Below are 22,317 nucleotides of genomic sequence, written 5' to 3' on the forward strand. Positions count from 1 at the left end.
TTTAGTAGTTTGGATTTTGTTCAACTATATTTTTACCTGCTTCGATGGCTATATAATCAATAGGCAAAATATATTTATCCGGATTATCCGCTGTAGCCTTCACCGTTGTTATATCCATGCCGTCCACAAAGTGGTACCGGACCAAATCGAACCAATCTTCTCCGGTCTCAATCCCCAGTTCAACCCTTTTTTCAATACGCACCGCCTCCAAAAATTGGGCGAGTGAAATGGTTGATGGGTAGGTTTCAAAGCCATCACCACCGGTGGTAGTTGCCCCAGCCCTGGTCCTTATGGCATTGAGCGCATTCAAAGCATCTGGGCTTACAAATTCCACGGAACGGGCATGGGCCTCCGCATAAATAAGATAAATTTCGGCCATTCTTAAATGATAGACCATTTCATATTTGTTTTCAGGTGGCAAAAAGTTGAAATTGGATTTGAGGCTATCAAATCCGAAAAAACCTTCCTTGATCGTCGTGGACACCCGGGTTCCGTCATGGGAAATAACTTGCCCCCCTACGGTTGTTGTCTCCAATACAGAGCTTATATAGGATGGAGAAACTGCAAAAATAGTCCCAATTACGTTGCCAATGCCTACACCTGCTATCGGATCGCCTTTGGTACCAAACACTATTTCGTCACTATCGAATAGGTCTGGGGTAGAATGATCCAAAAATATTTCTCCATAGGTCGGAGTCAGGGAAAAATCTGCCCCCGAAGTTTCCATAACCTCTTTTGCCAAAACGGCCGCTTCCATATATTTTCCTTGATACAATAATATTTTGGATTTTAAACCTTTGGCATAGACCAAATTTGTATAATATTTTGGTCTAATGGCCGGTGCGTTTTCAATTGCATAATCCAAATCCCCAAGAATGGCTTCATAGGTCTCCATTACCGTACTCCTAGGCAATGCCTCCCCTGATCGGGAAGGCTCCATTCTAATACTGATCCCATATTGGGAATCGAGGTCATAAAACTGTCCCCAAAGTCGCAGTAGATAAAAATTGGCCGTAGCCCTTAACATTTTTGTCTCCGCTATAATCTCAAGCCTCCTTCCAGCGGTAGGAAATTTATCATCGGTAAGTGCAGTGGCTTTTTCAATCAACCAATTGGCCCTATTTATTATATCGTACATTCGAGTATAGGCACCCAAGCCTTGGGATGTATTTACGGCAAGGGGATTATTGTTCACATACCCCTGTACTTCATCGTTATTGAAAAGAAAAGTGTTCACCAAAGTACCGCTCATCAAAGAGGGAATGGTATATATCTCTGGAATTCCAGATCCACCATTTTGTTGGTGAAAGCCTGCATAAACACCGGCCAGTGCCAATTCTGAAGTAGATTCATCAACTATTGCCTTATTGGCATCCAAGGCATTCAGTGGTTCGTAATCGTCCAAGTCTTCGGCCAATTGACATGAGAATAGGCTCAAAACTATCAAGCTTGTAATGAACCTATATATATAATAAGTTTTTTTCATCTTTTGTTTTTTATATGGATTATAGGCTTAGATTAAGCCCAATGGTAAAAGTTCTTGCTTGTGGATAGGAAACCCCTGTATCCCTTGTAAGTTCTACTGTAGATCCACCGCGTTGCGATTCAACGCTCTCGGGATCTATACCAGGATATTTGCTAAAGGTTATCAGGTTGTTTCCCGACAAGGTCAATTTTACATTCCCAATACCGGTATTTGTCAACCATTCTTTGGGAAAGTTGTAAGCCAAGGAAGCAGATCTGAATTTAATATAATCACCAGCCTTTACATTCTTACTGGTAGTGGTGGAATTACCATGGGTAGCTGAACCGATACGGGCATACTTGGCCCCAGTATTGTCTGGTGTCCATGTATTATAGACCTCTGTTGTGACATTGGAGGTAGTACTGGCCGATAAAAACTCGGTGGCACCCCTATACCAATTTCTCTTATTTCCCTGTACAAAATTAAAATTGAAAGAAAAGTCAAAATTTTTATAGCTGATGGAATTGTTCCAACCTCCATAATAATTTGGATTAATATCCCCTAAAGGGGCAATGTCCTCGGTTGTAATTTCATTGTCGCCATTTATATCCTTATAAACATAGTCACCTGGCTGTGTCAACCCACTATAATAGGTACCGCTGGGGGCGCTGTTATTCAAGGCATCAATTTCTTCTTGAGACTGGGCAATAGACTTGACATCATAGCCTGTGATGACCCCAATAGGTTGTCCTTCCATGATTCCGGTACTGCCGAAATTGGTCGTTGCCCCATTGTTCAGTGCATCCACATTATTCTCAATAAAAGAAATATTAAACGCGGAATTCCATCTAAAATGCTTGCTCCTAATAACATCTGCCCCAAATTCCAATTCCCATCCCTTGTTCGAGACATCGGCTATATTGGCGTTCCAACTGGAATAACCTGTCTGGGAAGCTACTGGCACCAAAAGGATAATATCACTGGTCTCCTTCTTAAAATAAACGACTTGGGCGTTAAATCGTCCATTAAACAACCCCAACTCCAACCCAAGATCCAATTGATCCGTTTGTTCCCATCTAATGTCCAAATTAGGTACACCATCCACGGCAATGCCATTGATCCCATCATAATAGGAATCGGTTCCACTTAAGGACTTATAATTTACCAAGTAGGAAAAGGCAGGTAGGTTATCGGAACCTGTACGCCCTAAACTTGCTCTTAATTTTAATTGACTGATAAAGTCATTATTGTTAAGAAAATTTTCATTATGGACGTTCCACGCCAAGGCAGCCGAAGGAAAGAATCCCCTTCTATTGTTTGGTCCAAATTTAATGGACCCATCATATCTGGCGGTGAAAGTTGCCAAATAACGGTCCTTAAAATTATAATTCAACCTTCCGAACAAAGAATTCAATGCTGTTTGTGTAGCTTCGCTGGCTACATCAAAAACACTTTGGGCAGAATTGATATCCGTTAAAATTTCGTCGTCTGGAAAACCAACATATTGCTGGGAATCCAAATTTAATTTGGAATGATCCCATGAAATTCCCACCAAGGCATCGATGGTATGTGCATCCGCAAAGGTCCTGCTATAATTTAATGTATTGGACCATGAGGTACTAAGGCCCGAAGAATGCTGGACTAACAATAGGGCTCCATTGGCCAAACCTCTCCTGGTATAGGAGGGATGAAAGACATCCCTTTGATCATTATTGAAATTAAGGCTCAACTGGGATTTAAACCTTAAACCATCTATAAGTTGATACTCTCCATAGGCTGTACCCAATAAGTTTTGGGATATCGCCTTATTTCTCACCTTACCCTCATCCCCCAAAGGGTTTCTAAAGTCTATACCGGAAAAGTTCATAGAAGTATAAGTCCCGTCCCCATTAAATACTGCGAGGTCCGGCCTATAAAAAGCCCCAGTGGACAAACTGTTCAGTTCGGACTGTTTATTATCGGAATAGTTATAACTAATACTACTTCCCAGCCTTAACCTTTTGGTAAAGTTCGCATCTAGACTGGCAGAAAACGTATATCGGTTAAATTTGTTGCCTACCATAAGTCCCTCCTGGTCACTAACATGTCCGGAGACCAAATAGTTCACCGTCTCACTTCCTCCTGAAATCCCCATGCTGTATTGACGCCAAAGGGCATTATTGTTGGTCACTTCCTCTTGCCAATCAGTATCGGCATTGCCAAAAACAACCTCATCCTCCAGACCTTGCTCAACCATAAATTTTTTGAATCCAGCCGCATCCAGGACGTCAAAGGTGTTGGTTGGGTTTTGCATTGTGGCATTATAGGAAAAATTGAATCTGGGCACCTGATTTCTTTTACCCCGTTTGGTAGTAATCAGGATTACCCCATTGGCAGCCCTTGAACCATAAATTGCGGCAGAAGAGGCATCCTTGAGGACGTCTACCCGTTCTATATCGGCCGGATTAATCGTTAATAAAGGGTTCTGACGGTTATCATTAAGGCCCAATCCACTTCCAAATTGTGGGTTTATAACAATGGGAACCCCATCTACAACATATAGGGGCTGGTTGTCCCCTATCAACTGACTAAGACCCCTGACATGGACAATTGCACCGCTCCCAGGAGCTCCGGACTGGGCGGAAACGTGTACTCCGGATAATTTTCCTACCAAAGCCTGATCTATGGTCTGTGAATTTATCTGAACGATATCCTGGGATTTTAGTGACCCAACAGAACCGGTCAAGTCCTTGCGCCTGGTAGTACCGTAACCAACAACGACCACTTCGTCCAAAGTGCTGACATTTTCTTTAAGAACAATATGGTACTGTTCCTTGTTTTCGACAATTACCTGAACGGATATCAAGTATCCCATTCCCGTTGCCACCAAATAATCTCCCGGTTTTGCGCCCAAGGAAAAATTTCCGTCTATATCGGAAGCAGTTGCTCCCAACAAAAATTCCTGTTCCAATTTTTCCCCGGTTGGTTTTGCACTGGTAACATAAACGGTAATCCCAGGTAAGGGTACATCATTCACATCTTTTACCTGTCCTTTTATCTTAAGTTCCTGATAATCGGAAGAATGGGTATCTTCACTGATAAGAATGGTGTTGTCCTCGGAAATTTTAATCAGAAAATTCCCCGCGGATAAACTTTTCTCCAATAATTTATTGGCTTTAATAGTCCCTTTTTTTACACTGACCTTTGGATAGTCCTTAAACATATCGGATCTGTAAATGAAATTAAAATCCGTCTGTTGTTTAATAATATCAAAAACCTCGTCAATGCTTATGGTCTTATCGGATTCAATTTCAATAGTGGTTTTCTGGGAAAAAATAGTTCCTGAAGTTAAGCCGAATACTGAAGAACAAAAGAAAAATAAAAATGTTCTCATAATGACGTCTAGCATGTTCTTTCCTCTATAGAAATGAACCCTACTTAATTTAATTTCCATAAATTTGTGGTGTTAGTTATTTATTTAATTAATACTAAAAGGGAATGCCGAGGCAAGTTTGGTGAGATATTCAAACCTCGGTTCCCTTTGCTTTTGTTATTTAAAAATTACAGTATTCTCGTTTATTTCATAGTCCATATTATTAGTGGTTTTAATAGATTCCAATATCGCTTCAATATTTTGGTTCTTTCTCAACACCCCATTAAAGGTGCTATTTCTAAGTTTTGGATCTCTAAAGATCACATCAATATCATACCATCTCGCCAACACTTTCATTATTTCTTCAAGAGGCATCCCATTAAAACTAAAAATCCCCTTTTTCCATGAAGTTGCAGAATACACATCTGCATCCACCAGCTCCATATCCTTAAGGCCATCATATACTATAGATTGTTTTTCAGGGGTTAAACTCCTACTTTCCCTTCCATTGGCAACCGTAACCTTGCCTTCTACCAAAGTAGTATAAATGGCCATTTCATCCTTGTACGCCCTAATATTGAAAACAGTCCCCAAAACTTCTACCTCTTGGGCGCCTGTAACAACTTTAAATTTAGCTCCATTGTGCTCCGAGCTAGGAGAAACCTCAAAATAGGCCTCCCCATACACCAGTTCTACCTCCCTTGGTTGCTCTTTGGCAAACGCCACGGGATACTTAAGCTTGGACTCCGAATTCAGCCAAATCCTTGTTCCGTCCGATAACTTTACAAAAAATTGACCCCCTCTGGGAATTGTCAAATAATTAAATGAAACTGTCTTAAAATCGCTCTCTTTTGGTATCGGGTGATAAACAATTTCCTTGCCATTTGAGGATGCATTGGGCAAGGTTTTGGAGCCTTCCTGCTCCAATGCCAACTCCTTACCATCGCTCAAAGTCAATACTGCTTTGTCCGATCCTATCTTTATGTTCGATCTTAAAACTTTTGGGGAAGTTTCATTTATTGATGGGAGAAACTCGCCCCTCAACAATAAAACAGACACAAAAATACCTACCACTGCTGCAGCTGCTGCATAGTGCCAATATCGAATCCCAGCCCTTCCTCCAAGACTACCCTCCACAACTTGCCAGGCCTTTTCTTGGTCTATAAAATCTAAATCCTTATTGTAATTTGCCTTTACCTTATTGTAGTAGGCTAAATGATCGGGCGATTCACTGATCCATTGATCAAAGGCTATTGCCTCTTCAGGGGAAAGTGAGTTATTGATCTTTTTTATGATGAGCTTAAATTCCGTGTGCACGCTTTGATGGATAAATTAAAAGGTTAAGTTTGATTGATGTTTTTTTAACCTTTTGTTTATATGACACATTATATTTAAAACGGGTGACAAAACTTGATCAAAATTTTATAAAGTTGCCAAATAAGTGGTTCCAATTACTAAGATTAGGTATTATTACCAATAATTGCCCAGTAAAAAAACAACAATCGAAATTGCATCACTAATTTTTATTTTTGCCCTTTTGAGTTGGGTCTTGACAGAGTTGATGGAAATGCCCAACTCTTCGGCTATTTCAGAGTACTTATAGTTTTCAAGGTATTTCAATGTAAAAATACGCTTCATACCCTCCGGAAAATGTTCTACGGTCCTTAAGACCATGTCGTACACTATCAACTTCTCTTGACGCTCCAAAACATCCAAATCATTATCGGTAGTAAGGTAATTATTGAAATCAAGCAGGTTAATATTATCCTGAATCTTTAATGACCGTAAGTAGTTAAAACATTTATTCCGGACCGTAGTATAGAGATAAGCCCTAATAGAAGTATGTATTTCCAGCTCATGGGAATTTTCCCAAAGCTGAATAAAAATATCCTGTACAATATCCTCGCTAGATTGTTGATCGAATAAAAAATTATGGGCATAAACAACCAACTCTTTATAAAATTGATTGAAAACATCCTTATAAACAGCCCGGTTTTTCAAATCACTAATAGCAATGTTTTTATCCAAAATAACAGACAAAGCTTGTGTTATGCGGTAGGCAAATCTAAATAAAACAAATTTAAAACGAGTATCTCTCCAAGTGTATTTCAGAAAGGGGAAAACAAATGCGATTGCTCTAAATGAACCCTACCTTTTATGTCAATTTAAAAATTAGAACAATCCATATTTACATTCATCACATAGGGAATTCCCAAGTCCGCCTGTAGCCTTACCCACTTTACTCTATAGTTCCCGGTAGAGCTGGTATATTTTCAATAGGTTTTACAAGTTGGATCATCATTGGGAACTATACTGGTTGTTTGCTTTATTTTTGAATCCTTAAAAAGGAAACATTTAATTGAACATAAAAAATCCTTGGAACGGTCGCCACCAATTCCACACCCCAAAATCAACATTATGGACCCATCTAAAACAAAATAGTTACTGCAGGGTCTCATATGTATGGGGATGGACTAGTGATTTACATAGCTTATGTTGTTGTAGCCAGTTATTATTCTTGTTTTAAATCATCAGAGAAATGTCCTTTGTGTTTTCCTTTTGAAAATTTCTCTTCGTTAAATTCATTCGATTTCCCTTTCGGAATAGTCAAACTTTCCCATCCGTCTCCTTTTATTACTTTTCCGATATATACGATTTGTCCAATGTGATAAGGATAATGAGCGAATTGTCGGTTTATTGCTTCGAGAATTGAATGTTCTTGATTTCGGATATATACTTTTGTTTCAAAGTTATCTTCATTTACCGAGTCCAACGCCTTGAATAAGCATTTCCACCCGTCATTCCATTTTTCAAGTAATTCATCTTTGGTTTTTATAACCCATTCAAATTCCATATCTCTATTCCGCCATTCTTTTTCTCCGTCAGTAGTCAAAAAATTAGTCCAACGAGATTTCATATTTCCCCAAAGATGATTTACTATTACAGCAATAGAGTTTGAGTCTTCATTAAATTGCCAAAAAAGGTCTTTTTCATTCAATTGGTCAAATGTTTTTTCTCCAACAGATTTGTAATATTCAAATTGTTTCTTGATACTATTTAGATATTCGGTTTTCATTTAGCGTTCAATTTTCAAAATGGCTACAACACTTAATATAGTAATTAGTGCTTACAGTCCATTATGGGTCTTGATAAAACATTCACTTTCATACAAATAAATGCTGTCTTCTTTTTTTGAGCAACCATAGCCAAGACTTAACCATTTGATATCATAATCCTTTCCTCGGATTATTTCATATTATTTGCCCGATTTATACGTATAAGCCGCCTGTCCCAAAAAATAGCTGTAATTGCTAGTTCTCCTATTGTTTATTCTTATTAAAAACTATGCCTCATCGGCACCAATTCATAGGAGAACATGATCGTTATTAGTTACCCTTTATTTTATGTTTTGTCTTTTTTCCCGCAATTATTCCAAACATACATTGGTAATGGGTTATCATCTATTTGGGATGATAATCCCAAAAGAATATTTTGGCAGGATTTGAGTGTACTGCAATAATTTGATTGTTCACTGCATCAAAAAACAGTCCTTTCATATAATTGGTTTTCGGCTCCAAATTAAGCACAGCCAAACTCCCCATTGTCTTTAGGTCCCATACAGCCAGATGATTATCCTTTTTGTCAGAAAGTATGGAAGTTATCAAAAAATCGTCTTTCCTTTTGTACAGATGTTGGACTCCTACGCCGTGAACGAGTACTTTTTTCAGCTCAAAATTATTTTTATCATTCACCAACAAACCTGTGTATCTTGTTTGTTCTTTACTGCTCATAGAGTTTATAGTTGAATTTATTTCAACTTCAAAACTTGGAGTTAAAGTTTTTGGGTTTAAATAATAATGGAAGGGAATCAAAGAATACCGGCTTTTATCATCATTATTGATTTCCTGCAACCCAAAAGAAGCTCCAATATTACTTGGTGGAGCATTGTATATTTTTCCGTTTTCAAACTTTAAGGGCAATGATGTATAAAAATTTGTAAAGTATAAACGTTTTTCAACTTCCTTATCACTCATCCCATAAGAATCTATAGTTGGAAAATCTATAGTTCCTGTTTTTGGTTTGGAAATTATTTTTTGTAGTGATGGAAACTTGATGGTAGTATAGTAATTCTGAACATCATTTTTTTCATCATAGTTTGCTTGTGAATGTTCTATTTGGAAACCATTGTCATCGGTAAACGAAAATACCCCATAAGAGCTTATGGAGTTTGGTAGAAATGAAAAATCCTTTCCCTCAGGAGGGAGCAATTGATTGGTTTTTTTATATATAATAAGTCTATCCTTTATAAAATCCTCTATTTCATATGTTATGGAACTCTTTAAATCTAAGGCAATCAGTTTAAAGGAAGTATTACCATTTCCTCCAATTGAAAAAAGGAAATAGTCCTTTTTAGGAGATAAACCATATATTTTAGATCTAGAAATGGCACCATAGGTTTTATATAATTCGAGGAGAACAGATTCCTTAATTTGTTTTGTATTGGTATTTAGAACAATTAATTTATTAGGTTTTTCATATTCCTCAGTCATCATTATGATATGGTTCCCATCAAGCCATTCAACGAATATAATAGAGGAATGGTCATCAAATATATGTTTGGAGCTATATGGGATCAATGGAATATCTTCCCCGCCAGCAAAAACAAATTTTTGCTTGACTTTTTGAAAAATAAGACTATCGTTAATGCTTGGTAAATTGTTGTTATTGCGATTTTTCACAGCTAATGATTTGGATTCCTCTCTGTTTTCCGAATTGCTTTTTTGCTGAGACAGGAATTCGCAACTCACCAATCCAAAAAAAAGTAAGGCTAGTATTATTGAGCTATATTTATTTATTGGGATACAAAACATTAAATAATTACTTACGATTCAATATAGTTATTGACTATATTTATTTTACAGGCCAATTTAGTAAATCTTTTTTGTTTGCCTGTAACGCAATACCTTAGTAATAGATACTCTATACTATCTTTATAGCCCAAAGTGAACCTTTTTTCAATTTCACGCCCAACAAAAAAAGGGAACTATAGTTCCCCATTGTTCCCTTTGAACAAACTAACAACTCAATGCGTATAATAATATAGTGACCCCAAATATTCCTTAGACGAAATAACCTAAGATTAATACCGCTATGAAACTTTAAGGAAGTTAATTTTTGATTTATGAGGTTCCTTTATAATTAAGCTTTCTTATACTTGATTTCTTGTGGAAGTTTATTCTCCAATGCGGCTTTGGCGGCCACCTGGCCTGCAGCTTCACCCATAGCAACTGCATTTCCGGTTACTCTGTAGCTTGCATGAGCAAAAAAATCTCCGCTGATACACCTTCCTGCCATCATTAATCCATTGACATCTTTTGCTATTAGAGCCCTCATAGGAATTTCATAAGGTTTAGATGGTATACCGTGATTACCATAACCTCCTCCTGAATCCTTTACCAATGAATGAACATCTACACCAAAATCAACTCTACAAACTCCGTCATCAAATTCTGTCCCATTGATGAGATCATCCTTTGTTATTGTATATCTTCCCAATATTCTCCTTCCCTCCCTAACTCCTATTTGTGCTCCTGTTGAGACAAGTCTCACGTTGGACCATATGCCACCTAAAGACCGCAGTCCATTAACAATTTCATTAATCTCATCCCGTGCCTCCAGAGTAGCTCTGCTTACCTGATCAGCATCCAAAATCGAAACTCCATATTGATGGTTGGCCATCATAGCGACTAGACCTTCCCTTACTGTAAACAGGGTAGGTTTTGTGTAACTAGCCTTTAATCCGGCACGCTCAGTTTCGCTATATAAAAAATTCTTTTCCTCTTTGGTTGGAAATCCAATTCTTCCTGTTAAACCACCATTATTCAGTTTACTTTCTTTAAGCCCGATTAACATGGCCATTAAAGACATGGGTTGCGTCTTTCCCGATATAGGATGACCAATATCATAATTACAGCCTGCAAGAGAAGCCAATTGGCCATTACCCGTAGTATCAATAAAAACTTTGGCCTTCCATGCTTCTCTACCTGAAAAACTCTCCGTTATAATATTTTCTAGATTATTTTTAGAATTTTTATACGCTGCGGTGACCTTGGTATGAAGCCTAATGTCCACACCAGCATCTAAGCACATTTTATCCAATGTCCACTTCATTAATTCCGCATCATAAACTTTTGCAAAATGTTGTGCATCACTTCGTTCAAGATTACTTACTAACTCCTTGTTTTGAAACAGTTAATCCAGCTACTTTACCTGACAGCAATTGTTCTGCGCTATTTAAATTTCCCCGGTTAAAGCTTCCTTCTTTAACACTTACAATTGCACTTGTAACTTCTTTCTGTTTTAAAACTCCATATCCTACAACGACAACCTCATCCAAACCGGCGGCGCTTTCCTCCAATATAATATTTAGATTTTCCTGACCATTGACGCTCACTTCTTTTGAAGCAAACCCTATATAGGAAATTACCAAAGTGGCGTCCTCTTTATCCAGTTTAATAGTAAAATTACCATCAAAATCTGCCTGTGTACCATTGGTCGTACCTTTCTCAAGTATGTTGGCACCAGGTAAAGGAATTCCTTCCTTATCGGTAATGGTACCGTTTACTTGATATTGCATATTTTGATCTTTCAACTTAGTTTGGCCGGTATTGATTGCTTCCGCCTGCTTCTTTTTTACAATAATGGTTCCCCCATCCGTAAAATTGTACGTAAACCTTATAGGGGATAAACATTTATCCAGAAGTTCCCCAGCTTTAATCACTCCCTTTTTAAGATCTATATCTGGAGCAACCTTTACAAGATCGTGCCTATAAACAAACTTATAATCCGTTTGCTTATTGATTAATCGGAAGGCCTGTTTAATCGTTAAGGTCATATCCGCATCAATAATAATCTCCGCATTTTGGGCCTCGCCATTTAGGGAACTGAGTGCAAATGAAATCGAACAAAATAGAAATATAATGGATTTCATAAAAAAGTGTAAAAGAACTTTGCCCCAAGGACAAGGTGGTCGTTTGGTTAATTTAAATTTCATAAATTTGTAATGGTTTAGTTAAACATTGTTTTAATTAATCTACTTGGAAAAAGGCCATTGCTGTGGAAGGTGCTGGCCTTTTCCTTTTTTTTATTTAATAATAATTGTTTTATCGTTGATTTCAAATTTTATCTGGCCCTCGCTCGTGGCCTCTATTAATTTTAAAATATCATCTACCGTCTCGGTTCTTTCCAATATTCCTGTAAAAACAAACTTCTTTTTTTGCGAATTTGTAAAAACAACCTCGGTATCATACCATCTTGACAGAACCAACATTATTTCACTTAAGGGTTTTTCATTAAAAGAAAACAATCCGTTGATCCACGAAATTTCCTGGGATACATCAATTTCTTCAATATCTATATTATCATTTTCATAGTTAATCGTAGCCTGTTGGTTGGGCACAAGAGTTTCACTAACTGCTCCTTTTTTAATTTTAATTTTTCCTTCAACCAAAGTTGTGGCCATTATCGTGTCATCATTATAAGCCTTAACGTTAAATTCCGTACCCAAAACATCAATTTCCTGGGATTTTGCAAGCACATGAAAGGCTGCTCCTTTGTGCGCAGTACTTGGCGAAACCTTAAAATAAGCCTCCCCATATAGTAATTCCACATTTCGGCTGATGCCCTCTATAAATTTTACCGGATACTTTAACTTAGTTTCTGAATTCAACCAAACTTCTGTACCATCCGATAATTTAACGAAGAACTGGCCTCCTCTGGGAATAGTCAAATAATTGTACAATTGCCCCTTTTCAGCAATATCACTTTGCCCTTTATCCGTATATACCAATTCTTCACCATTGCTGCTAACCTTCCCCGTTTGATATTTTTTCCCTTTTTCAAGTGCCACTTCATCCCCGTTCTCAAGGGTAAGGATGGCCTTATCGGTACCGGTCACAATTAAGTGGGGTTGTTTTTCAGGTTCAATTGGTTTTACATGTCCGTTGTTATATATCATGTAAAAGGCCATGCCAAACATAAGCATAATGGAAGCCGCAACAGCGATTTTCTTATATAGGTTTACCCTTCTTGTCAGTTTATCCTTTTTTAACCTAGTTTTTATGGTCTCCTTGGCCTTATCAACATCGTATTTTGTCATCGAAATTGTACTTAGGTACTGTGTTTTAACATAATTATTAAAGATTCGTATGCCCTCCTCATTCTTAAGTTGATTTTCCAATTTTTCCAACTCGGAATGATTTGCTTCTTGATTTAAAAACTTAACTATTAATTTATTTATTTCGGCCATTTGAACTTTAACACTTATTTACTTAATACGTTCAAAATTTTAATACCCCTCTATTTTTTGTGATTTTTATTCAATATTTACTATTATTACATAATTATTTAGAGAATAAAATATTTTAAATGGACGGTAAAAGAAATTTTTTTTTAGCTCAAAGATTAATTATAGGGGATTCAAAAGCCTACGATTTCTTAATGGGTTTTTATTACCAAAGTTTGTGCGGTTATGCCCAATCCTTATGCCACGACCATGCCTTGGCCGAAGACATTGTCCAAAATGTCTTTGTCACGATATGGACCAATAGAAAGAATATTAATCCCAAATTATCTATAAAGAGTTATTTATATAAATCTGTCTACAATGAGTTTATTAATCAATACAGAAAGAATAAACCTGTAATTTATTTGGAGAAAAAATATTTTGAGGCCATCGATTTGATCGTAGATATAGAACCGACTGAATTGGATAACTTAATAAAATTGATGAATGCCGAGATCGAGAATTTACCGGCAAAATGCAGGGAAATATTTTTAATGAATAAAAAGGAAGGCCTTACCCATACCGAAATTTCCGAATATCTTAATATCTCCATAAAAACCGTAGAAGGTCATATTACCCGGGCATTTAAAATCCTTACCGAAAAAATGGGTGCAAAAATGGAAGCCGTTCTATTTTTACTTTTCAATTTCAATAAACAAATTCACCATTCTTCTTAGCTTTTTATTGGATTAAACATTGGCAATTTGTTATAATCAAATACTGGACACTTATAATTTTACAACCTTAATGGAGAATAGTCTCTTGTTGAAGTATTATAATTATATTACTTATTTTAAAGGAAATGTATAGCTATAACTGCTTTTGCAGTTTAACAAAAAATTAAACCTATAATTATATAAAATTAGCCTTTCCATTCTTTAGGGATAGTTGTAACCGAACAGACAATCGATGTCGTTTTTGCACGTGATTAGACCCCTAAATCATTATTAACCGATAACACCCTTAAAGGAGCCCAAGTCTTTTTAAACTACTCAAAACCAAGTAATTACTTTAATTTACCGTTCTAGCGGACAGATACGACTATTGTGTTGAATTGCGCTTAAGAATTAAGAGTAGCTTTGGTATCGAACGCCTCAAGAATTACAAAATTGATGTTATCCTATTGCCCATTTTGGCAATGGGGAATAATAAGGATGTTATTTCCTACTTAATTCTTTTTTAAGCGGTTTAAGATACGTAAAAATCCAACTCACAAATTTTTAAGGTTATTTCACTTCAATAGATTTTATTTGAAATTGCTTAAAAACTTAAGCTCTTGAAAAAAACCAATCCCTAGTCGAAAACCAAGGTGGACGTTTTTACGTCGTATGTACCAATAACAAAGGGAAGAAGGTAAATGGGCGGAAGTCCTTGACATTAACAGCCATATTGCCTATTATACATAGATATCGTTAATTTACCAACCCTATCTTTATGGCTGCTTTTTACGCCCTACCTTATATGTTTAACTAATACTTTTTTGTTTTTCTAGAACCTTCTGAACCAATACACTACAACAACAAAAATGTTTGGTTATGAAATAATTGATTTCCCAGCAAAAATTATCATCCGGCAATAAAACCCGAAATCCTTCTTAATTATTTCCCCTTTTATTAAAAATTTTCTAATCTTGTAACATTATGAAATCAGCGGTTAGCAAATTCCCAATTCCTACAACAAAATGCCTAAAGATAAAACAACTTATTGAGCCACATTTCGACCCTACTTGGCACTTCCACCCTGAATATCAACTAGCCTGCGTGTTTGAAGGCACAGGGACACGATATGTAGGAGACAATATTAGCCAATTTGATTCGGATGATATGGTCCTAACCGGAGCAAACCTACCTCATGTTTGGAGAAGTGATGATAAATATTTTGAAAAAAAAGGATTAAGCACAAAAGTCATCGTAACCTATTTTTCCCTTGACTTTATGGGTCCTATTTTTTTAAACAAGGATGAGATGGCAAGAATTAAAAAGTTATTGCAATCCGCGGACAGAGGTGTTGAGGTTAAGGGGAATACGAAACAAACTATACGTAAAATCGTAAAAAAAATGCTTCATCAACAAGATTTTGAAAAAGTGTTGTCACTCCTTCTAATATTGCATTTACTTTCAAAATCAAAGGAACTACATATCATTAACAAACAAGGTTATATTAACAGAGTTTCCGATTCAGATTCAAAACGAATGCAACTTATACACAGTTATATTTTAAATAACTATAAGAGAGAAATTAGATTAGGCGACGTTGCTAGTTTGGCCAACATGGCTCCCAACTCCTTCAGTAGGTATTTTAAATCAAGAACCAATAAATCTTTTACCGAATTCATAGCAGAATTAAGAATTAGTATGGCCTGTAAATTGTTAAAGAGCAACAATCAGGCTATTTTAGATATTGCATTTGACTGTGGTTATCAAACCTTATCAAATTTTAATCGAAAATTTAAAGAAATCACTGGAACAAACCCTAAATCGTATAGAAAGAATTATTTAAAAATACTTTAGGCTATCAACCTAATACATTTTGCGTGTATTAATCCACTCTTATGTCCATAGTACCCTCCTATTTAAATGGATAACTAAAAACAATCGTATGTAACATATAACAGCCTGTTATTACCTGTGAATTGTTATATGCTTTTACTATACATTTTTTTTCTGTATAGAAAGCTATTCACCATAGCCAGATACTATTGGTAAAACCAAAAGCGGTGACCTTAACGACTATTTCATACCTAAACTAAGAAAACCTACTCAAAATTTATGAGCAAGAAACCCACATGAACGGGCCTCTTACCCATAATTATCATCCTTGATGATGGAGCGCCACAAGCCAAATTAAAAAAGTGCAAATTTGGTTGCAGGCATTAATGTTTTACCCACTTCACACTATTTCTTAAAATCGTTTGATAAGCCTTATGGCCATGTGCTCTTTCATCATGCCCTAAAGTATTGCCCACAATTTTTGCCGTTGGATGTTTAACAATCCAAACGATGGGGTATTCTTTACCGGAATTTAATCCACGGCCTACAGCTAGTACTTCTATCTCTGCTTCTGGATCTTTCTCCCAACGATATAATTCATCAATAATTCTAAATTTGGTGGGAACTCCTTTCATTAAAGGGTGGTTGGGTTTAATTACGTTTACCTCAAATTCTTGAAGTTCTTCATGTGATGTGGCTCCTCCGCCAACCAACTTTTGATTATACTCTGGCCAATCCTTCCAATTATACCACGTACTCGGATGATTGATCAATAGGTTCAATCTGCCTGCGTTTATTTCATCGAAAATCTTGATTTTAGCATTTTGCTCTAACGGACGGTTGTTGGTCAACATGAGTACATCGGAATTTGATAAAAGTGTACTCAATTCTTTGGAGTCTTCAGTATACCTAACTGAATATTTACCTTTATTGCTAATGATTTTTCCATCAGCGATTCCGAATAATTTTAAGAAATCGTGGGAAGAACCACCTCCCCCCATTATGGTCACTTTTGGGGCGTTTTTTTTCTTGGATATGTAATTTCCATCTTGTGCTCGACCATTAAGAACAATGGCAAAAAACATTACTATAATTCCAATTTTTTTCATTTTATTTATTGTTTCAGATTAAAAATTATTTATTTCCTAAGCCCAGTATAAACCACTATATTTTCTAGGGTAACCAGTAAACTTATGATTCGGGAGCAGTTACTACAATTACCCCCTGCATCATTCGCCAATGGCCGGGAAAGGTACAGACAAAGGGATAGGTTCCCGGAGTATCCGGAAGTTTAAAAGTTACAGACCCTGTAACCCCTGGTGTCAACATTTCTGTTGCTCCCAAGACATATCTTGATTTTGGAACGTAGCCCATTTTTTCTGCTGCGGGATTCTTAAGGAAATCATCAACCATGGCTCCAAAAGTATCCAAACTTCCGGGTTGGATGACGACCAAGTTATGCGACATCTGATCTTTATTGTTCAAAACGATCTCCACTGTCTGACCTGCCGTGGCGTGAAGTGTCTTTTTATCAAAGGCCATTTCCTGATTTACGGTATTGAGCACAAAAGTAACATCGGCCTTAATTTTCCCCACCTTGCCAATACCCATATCAATGTGCTGATTTCCTCCGGTATTAACACAGTGAACGGCAATTAGATTTTTGCCCTTCTTGAATAGTTCTCCTTTCTCCTTGTCCAGTTTTATGTATTTGTAGGACTCGCTGGAACCGGTTTCCGATATCAAAAGTTGACCATTGACATAAATTTCATAATCGTCGTCATGGGCTATCTTGACTACTGGTTCCAAAATTTCATCGGAGACTACTACTTCTTTCCGCATCCAGATATCGGAGCTGCTCCATTTGGTATTCACCTGCTTCATATTATCGCCTCCAAACTTGGCGACTCCCTTTTTCCACTCGGAAGCATCAAATTCCGATTTCATCCAATTATCCGCGGGCTTATCAGTTGTGTAATTCCATGTGGATTTTTTCTCTTCGGCCGACGGTATTATCATGACCACAGAGGAAGGATCTACCTCTTGGAAATTCATTTCCCTGAAATAAATTTTTATAGCGGCATTGAGCCATTTGTCCGAGGTAGTTGCACCGTCATTGGACAATTTTTCCATTTCCGTATATAGGGCATTCGATTCCGGCAATTCCCCTGCACGGAGTACCGCGGCGAGCTTGACCTGTGCATCGGAACTACTTAAAAGACCTGATTGCGCCAGGCTTTCGCTACTCTCTTTGGTCGAAGGCAATAAGGCCAGTGCTGCCCGTTTTACGGCATAGGAACTACTGTTCAATGCTTTTGTTACCACTTCGTTGGCTTCTGCATTGGAACCATTGAGTGCGCCCAAGCCATCCAAGGTCCATAGGGCATGTAATGCCGCTGCATTGAGTCCAGTTTTATCCTGGGTTTCATTGTTTCCGGCCATATTGATCAAATCCGGGATTAATGACACCTTTTTGTTCTCTACTATTAGGCGCTGTGCAGTGGTCCTCCAAAACATATTGTCGCTTTGCAAGGCCTCCAAAAGTTCTTGATCGTTATTCGGATCCAAAGTGGTGATTTCCGAATCATCCCCGTCCTCATGGGTTATAATATATATTCTACCATGTCCGTAATCGCGCAACTTATTTTTATGGGCATTACCTTCACCTTTCTCGGCGTTCCAGATCTGATTGTCCATTCCGCGTTTATCGGGATTATGCTGTATTACAGGATTGTACCAGTCTGCGACCCAAATATTTCCATCAGGGCCGGTCTCTGCAAAAACAGGTGCTGTCCAGGCATCCGTACTGGCAAAAATATTGCCCCCATCAACCTCTTTGTACCCTGCCCCATCCTTGATTATTTTGGCAATATGTACCAGATGGCCGGTAGGCTCGCAAACATACATCTGATTTTGGTAGGCCTCCGGATAATTTCTGGCCGTATAAAAATTGGCCCCGGCAGCTGCCGTATAACCTCCACGGACATCAACTTGCTGCAAGGGAATGGTATCTACGGAGGTAATTTCATAGTGGCCCTGGATAAAATCGGCATTGACCGCCCAAGACGGCATTTTGTTTAAATAATCATAATGTTTTAAAGGTATCCCTACATAACAACAGTGATTATTATTGGCTGTTGAACCAAATATTTCAAAATTCTCGTTAAAACCAAGTCCCCAGGTGTTGTTGTTGAATTGCCCTACAGGTTCAAAATAGGAACCATCCTTGGCGAATTTGTAAACGCCCATCTTGAATTCCACAGGCTTGCCCTGAAACTGATTTTCAAAGCCCGAATATCCAACCGAACCCCATATCATGTTATCCACTCCATAGCGCAGGTTGGATGGTCCTGCATGGGTGTCCCAGGTTCCAAAACCTTCGAACAAAACAGTGCTCTTGTCCATTTTATCGTCCCCATCGGTATCTTCCAAGAAGACCATATTGGGAGCTTGGGACACAATGGCCCCACCTTTTACCAAGGTGATTCCCGTTGTTAGATTTTGCTCGGTGGCATAATCGGTAAATTTATCGGCCCTGCCATCCCCATTAGTATCCTCGCAAATAGTGATCCTATCACCTCCAACATCATTGGCCAGTCCATGGGGATAGTCCTGGGACTGTACCACCCAAAGTCGGCCCCTTTCATCCCAGGTAAATGCTATAGGGTTGATAATATTGGGCTCCGAGGCAAATAATTTTGCACTAAAGCCTTCCGGGAGCTGTATATGTTTTTGGGAATCTTCGGGGCTTAGCGGGTTCTGGACCCTTGGGCTTTCTCCAGTGTAGGTCAATGGGGGTGGTGGTTCCTTTTCTCCTGAACAGCCAGTTAAAATGACCATTCCACTAAAGATCAATGAAATGTAAGCAGATATTTTTTTCATTTTTAAAATTTTAATATTATAGATTACTCTTGTCAGTTCCAATATAATGGCCCTTTGTACCTGGGCATATGATAAAATATCAGATTCTTGGGCGATATTCCGAATAGGGGGTATTTTCACTTACATCCACCGTACCTGCCTCCCATCCTTCCGGTGGGGATAGAACGGCCAAAAATTCCAATTCGCCTTCTCCGGCGTTAAAAGTGCCATGCGCTACATTGGCACCGATATAGACCGAGTCGCCTTCCTCCAAAATCTGCATCTCATCCTCTATCCATTGTTCGGCAGTACCTTTTAAAATGTAAAGGATTTCATGCATTTCCGGGTGAACGTGAAAATTATGCCCCCCTCCTTCAGGTACTACCACCTTCACCATATAGGAGTCTGCCTGTTTTATTATTTCAGGATGATAATGCCAATGATGTATCCGTCCAAAAGCCTTTTCGAACATTTGGTCCTTTTCCTTTACAAATTTCCAATTCCTCTCCATAAATTTACTATAGGGTTAGTGCCTTAAATTCCCTTGTCAGATTGGTCAATGATTGCTCTATTCCCATTCTTTCCAAGGAGGATGCCCCTACAAAACCATGTAGACCCTTGCAGTGCTCCAAAACATATTTTACATCGGCCGGGGTGTTGATAGGTCCGCCATGGGCGAGAAGGAAGGTATCGGGATTTGATTTTTTTACGGCATCCACAATTTTCTGGGTACGCTCCAGAGCATCGTCCATGGATGCGGTGGCACTGGTAACCCCAATAGATCCCCCAACCGTTGTCCCTACATGGGCAATTATGGCATCGGCACCCACATCGGCCATTTGAACTGCCTCTTCAGGTTTTCCAACATAAACTACCGAAAACAGGTCCATTTTAGTGGCCAATTCTATCATATCCACTTCTTTTTGAAAACTCATTCCCGTTTCTTCCAGTACATTTCTGAAATGGCCGTCTATAATGGAATGTGTAGGAAAATTGTTTACCCCTGAGAATCCCATATCCTTTACTTTTCCCAGAAAGTGCCACATTCTTCTACGTGGATCACTACCGTGTACCCCACATATTACAGGGATTTCTTCCACCACTGGAAGTACCTCGAATTCTCCAATTTCCATGGCTACGGCATTGGCATCGCCGTAGGCCATCATACCTGCGGTTGAACCGTGGCCGGACATTCTAAACCTGCCGGAATTGTATATTATTATTAGATCCGCTCCACCTTTCTCTATAAATTTAGCACTGATCCCCGTACCGGCACCGGCTGCAATAATGGCCTTTTTTTGATTAACCACAGCTTGTAATCTATCTCGTACTTCTTGTTTTGTGTAAGGGTTTCCTTTCCCTGTCCATGGATTGGGCATAATTGTTCTTGTTTAGATTAATTGTTTTCTTTTAATTTTTAATTGGGGTACTATAAATTATATTTCTGCGCCCCCTTATTTTCTAATAATATCCAATAAGGATTTCACTGCCTGTACCGCAAAATCCTCGGTATTTATATTTGAAGGAACTTCTTTTATTTCAATATTTTTATTAGTGTGGCCTTTAATCGCATTGAACAATTCCTGGTCTATTTCAGGATTGTGAAATACTTCCCCGATTCCACCAATTTTGGATACCCCTCCCATGGGAAGCAATACGGTTACCGGAGCTTTAGATCTATTGATTTTTTCTGCAATGGTCCTGCCCAGTATTCTGTTCTCTTCTTTGTTGGTTCTCATAAGGGTTACATCCGGCGCCCAGCTAAATAATTGGCGGTTTTTATATTTTTCGGGAACGGTGTCCAACGCACCAAAATTTACCATATCCAAACATCCGGGCACAACAACTTGGGGGATTCCTATTTGTGAAGCAGCTGTTAACCGCTCCGGTCCTGCGCTGCATATTCCTCCGCAAAGTTCATCGGCAAGCTCCGTAGTGGTTATATCCAAAATGGCATCAAAACATCCGTCCAATGTTAATCCTTCCATGGTCTTTCCCCCCACCCCTACAGAATGGAAAGCCATAACCTCATAGCCTTTGTCTTTCAATAATTCCGAACATTTGTCCACACAAAGGGAGGTATTGCCAAATACACTGATGGCTATGGAATGTTTCCGCGCATGATAATCCGATCCAGAAGCTTGCATCATTCCAACAATGGCGGCAGCCCCTTGATGCATCACTACTTTACTGATACTATTCAGTCCGGCCACATCCACAATGGATGGCATAAGGGTAATATCCTTACTTCCTATGTGTGCGGAAAGGTCTTTTGTTGCCAAAGTGCTAATACATAATTTTGGATATCCAAATGGTAAAACCTGCATGGCTTTAAGGGCTATAAAGGTACCGCCCCCGCCACCCATGCCAATGGCGGCATTTACCTTATTCTGGGATAAAAGATCTTCGATAATACCTGCCGAACCCTGTCCCATAATTTCAATGGCACTACCACGGTCTTTTTGTTCCCGTAACCTAGCGATCGTAACACCTCCTCTTTTGGCGACCTCTTCGGCCTCAAAATCTACTGGAAACAGGTCGGTAGAGCCCATAACACCCGTATTTATGGCAATTACCTTTATTCCTTGATTGATTAAACAGCTATACAGATACCCAAAATCCTCCCCTTTGGTATCAAAGCATCCCAGCATTACAATACTTGCTCTTGACGATTTTTTATTTAGTTCGATACCCATTTTAATTCCATTGAAAATCTTTGGCCCTTAAGATTTGTTAAAACATTTTATAGTCAACATTATATTTTTGGCACAGTCCTGAATTAGCCCTGGGGCCTGATCCATTGCCT

The 22,317-nt window shown here is 38.4% G+C and carries 16 protein-coding genes; 2 read left to right on the forward strand and 14 right to left on the reverse strand.

Features of this window, described 5'->3' with window-relative positions; genetic code table 11:
• Position 1: 1 nt before the first annotated feature.
• From QSE00_RS18215 to QSE00_RS18255, 9 genes are all read right to left on the reverse strand, one after another.
• Positions 2 to 1,486 carry a RagB/SusD family nutrient uptake outer membrane protein gene (locus tag QSE00_RS18215; RefSeq protein ID WP_286106989.1) on the reverse strand — a complete coding sequence of 495 codons (1,485 nt, stop codon included), beginning with the start codon at positions 1,484 to 1,486 and terminating at the stop codon, positions 2 to 4.
• Between the two features lie 19 nt (positions 1,487 to 1,505).
• Complete coding sequence (locus QSE00_RS18220; protein WP_286106990.1) at positions 1,506 to 4,898, reverse strand: SusC/RagA family TonB-linked outer membrane protein; 3,393 nt, start codon at positions 4,896 to 4,898, stop codon at positions 1,506 to 1,508.
• Positions 4,899 to 4,994: 96 nt separating this feature from the next.
• Positions 4,995 to 6,134 (reverse strand): FecR family protein, encoded by a 1,140-nt coding sequence (locus QSE00_RS18225; RefSeq protein ID WP_286106991.1) that lies wholly within the window; start codon positions 6,132 to 6,134, stop codon positions 4,995 to 4,997.
• A gap of 153 nt (positions 6,135 to 6,287) precedes the next feature.
• Positions 6,288 to 6,857, reverse strand: coding sequence for an RNA polymerase sigma-70 factor (locus QSE00_RS18230; protein ID WP_286106992.1), 570 nt, complete (start codon positions 6,855 to 6,857; stop codon positions 6,288 to 6,290).
• A gap of 472 nt (positions 6,858 to 7,329) precedes the next feature.
• Positions 7,330 to 7,893 (reverse strand): DUF1572 family protein, encoded by a 564-nt coding sequence (locus QSE00_RS18235; RefSeq protein ID WP_286106993.1) that lies wholly within the window; start codon positions 7,891 to 7,893, stop codon positions 7,330 to 7,332.
• Between the two features lie 385 nt (positions 7,894 to 8,278).
• Positions 8,279 to 9,556 (reverse strand): hypothetical protein, encoded by a 1,278-nt coding sequence (locus QSE00_RS18240; protein ID WP_146216356.1) that lies wholly within the window; start codon positions 9,554 to 9,556, stop codon positions 8,279 to 8,281.
• A 460-nt stretch (positions 9,557 to 10,016) separates the two neighbouring features.
• Positions 10,017 to 11,069 (reverse strand): FAD-dependent oxidoreductase, encoded by a 1,053-nt coding sequence (locus QSE00_RS18245; protein ID WP_286107001.1) that lies wholly within the window; start codon positions 11,067 to 11,069, stop codon positions 10,017 to 10,019.
• Positions 11,041 to 11,808 carry a carboxypeptidase-like regulatory domain-containing protein gene (locus QSE00_RS18250; protein WP_286106994.1) on the reverse strand — a complete coding sequence of 256 codons (768 nt, stop codon included), beginning with the start codon at positions 11,806 to 11,808 and terminating at the stop codon, positions 11,041 to 11,043. Before QSE00_RS18250 ends, QSE00_RS18245 begins: the two co-directional genes overlap by 29 nt.
• Positions 11,809 to 11,961: 153 nt before the next feature.
• Positions 11,962 to 13,125, reverse strand: a complete 1,164-nt coding sequence (locus QSE00_RS18255; RefSeq protein WP_286106995.1) for a FecR family protein — start codon at positions 13,123 to 13,125, stop codon at positions 11,962 to 11,964.
• A 119-nt stretch (positions 13,126 to 13,244) separates the two neighbouring features.
• On the opposite strand from QSE00_RS18255, the gene QSE00_RS18260 reads away from it, so the two are divergent.
• Both QSE00_RS18260 and QSE00_RS18265 read left to right on the forward strand, forming a co-directional pair.
• Complete coding sequence (locus tag QSE00_RS18260; RefSeq protein WP_286106996.1) at positions 13,245 to 13,838, forward strand: RNA polymerase sigma factor; 594 nt, start codon at positions 13,245 to 13,247, stop codon at positions 13,836 to 13,838.
• A 963-nt stretch (positions 13,839 to 14,801) separates the two neighbouring features.
• The gene (locus QSE00_RS18265; RefSeq protein WP_110357932.1) at positions 14,802 to 15,671 is read left to right on the forward strand and encodes an AraC family transcriptional regulator; all 870 of its coding nucleotides are present in this window, start codon (positions 14,802 to 14,804) and stop codon (positions 15,669 to 15,671) included.
• Between the two features lie 362 nt (positions 15,672 to 16,033).
• Here the strand turns inward: QSE00_RS18265 and QSE00_RS18270 are convergent, their stop codons facing one another.
• The 5 genes from QSE00_RS18270 to QSE00_RS18290 form a co-directional block, all read right to left on the reverse strand.
• Positions 16,034 to 16,759, reverse strand: a complete 726-nt coding sequence (locus QSE00_RS18270; protein WP_286106997.1) for a ThuA domain-containing protein — start codon at positions 16,757 to 16,759, stop codon at positions 16,034 to 16,036.
• Between the two features lie 82 nt (positions 16,760 to 16,841).
• A complete protein-coding gene (locus tag QSE00_RS18275; RefSeq protein ID WP_286106998.1) occupies positions 16,842 to 19,532 on the reverse strand; it encodes a PVC-type heme-binding CxxCH protein in 2,691 nt (896 codons plus the stop codon).
• Between the two features lie 79 nt (positions 19,533 to 19,611).
• Positions 19,612 to 20,022 carry a cupin domain-containing protein gene (locus QSE00_RS18280; protein ID WP_110357935.1) on the reverse strand — a complete coding sequence of 137 codons (411 nt, stop codon included), beginning with the start codon at positions 20,020 to 20,022 and terminating at the stop codon, positions 19,612 to 19,614.
• 7 nt (positions 20,023 to 20,029) lie between these two features.
• The gene (locus QSE00_RS18285) at positions 20,030 to 20,890 is read right to left on the reverse strand and encodes a phosphoenolpyruvate hydrolase family protein (RefSeq protein ID WP_286106999.1); all 861 of its coding nucleotides are present in this window, start codon (positions 20,888 to 20,890) and stop codon (positions 20,030 to 20,032) included.
• Between the two features lie 75 nt (positions 20,891 to 20,965).
• The gene (locus QSE00_RS18290) at positions 20,966 to 22,207 is read right to left on the reverse strand and encodes a Tm-1-like ATP-binding domain-containing protein (protein ID WP_286107000.1); all 1,242 of its coding nucleotides are present in this window, start codon (positions 22,205 to 22,207) and stop codon (positions 20,966 to 20,968) included.
• Positions 22,208 to 22,317 lie beyond the last annotated feature (110 nt).

The sequence above is a fragment of the Arenibacter flavimaris genome (assembly GCF_030291335.1).
Taxonomy (GTDB): Bacteria; Bacteroidota; Bacteroidia; order Flavobacteriales; family Flavobacteriaceae; genus Arenibacter.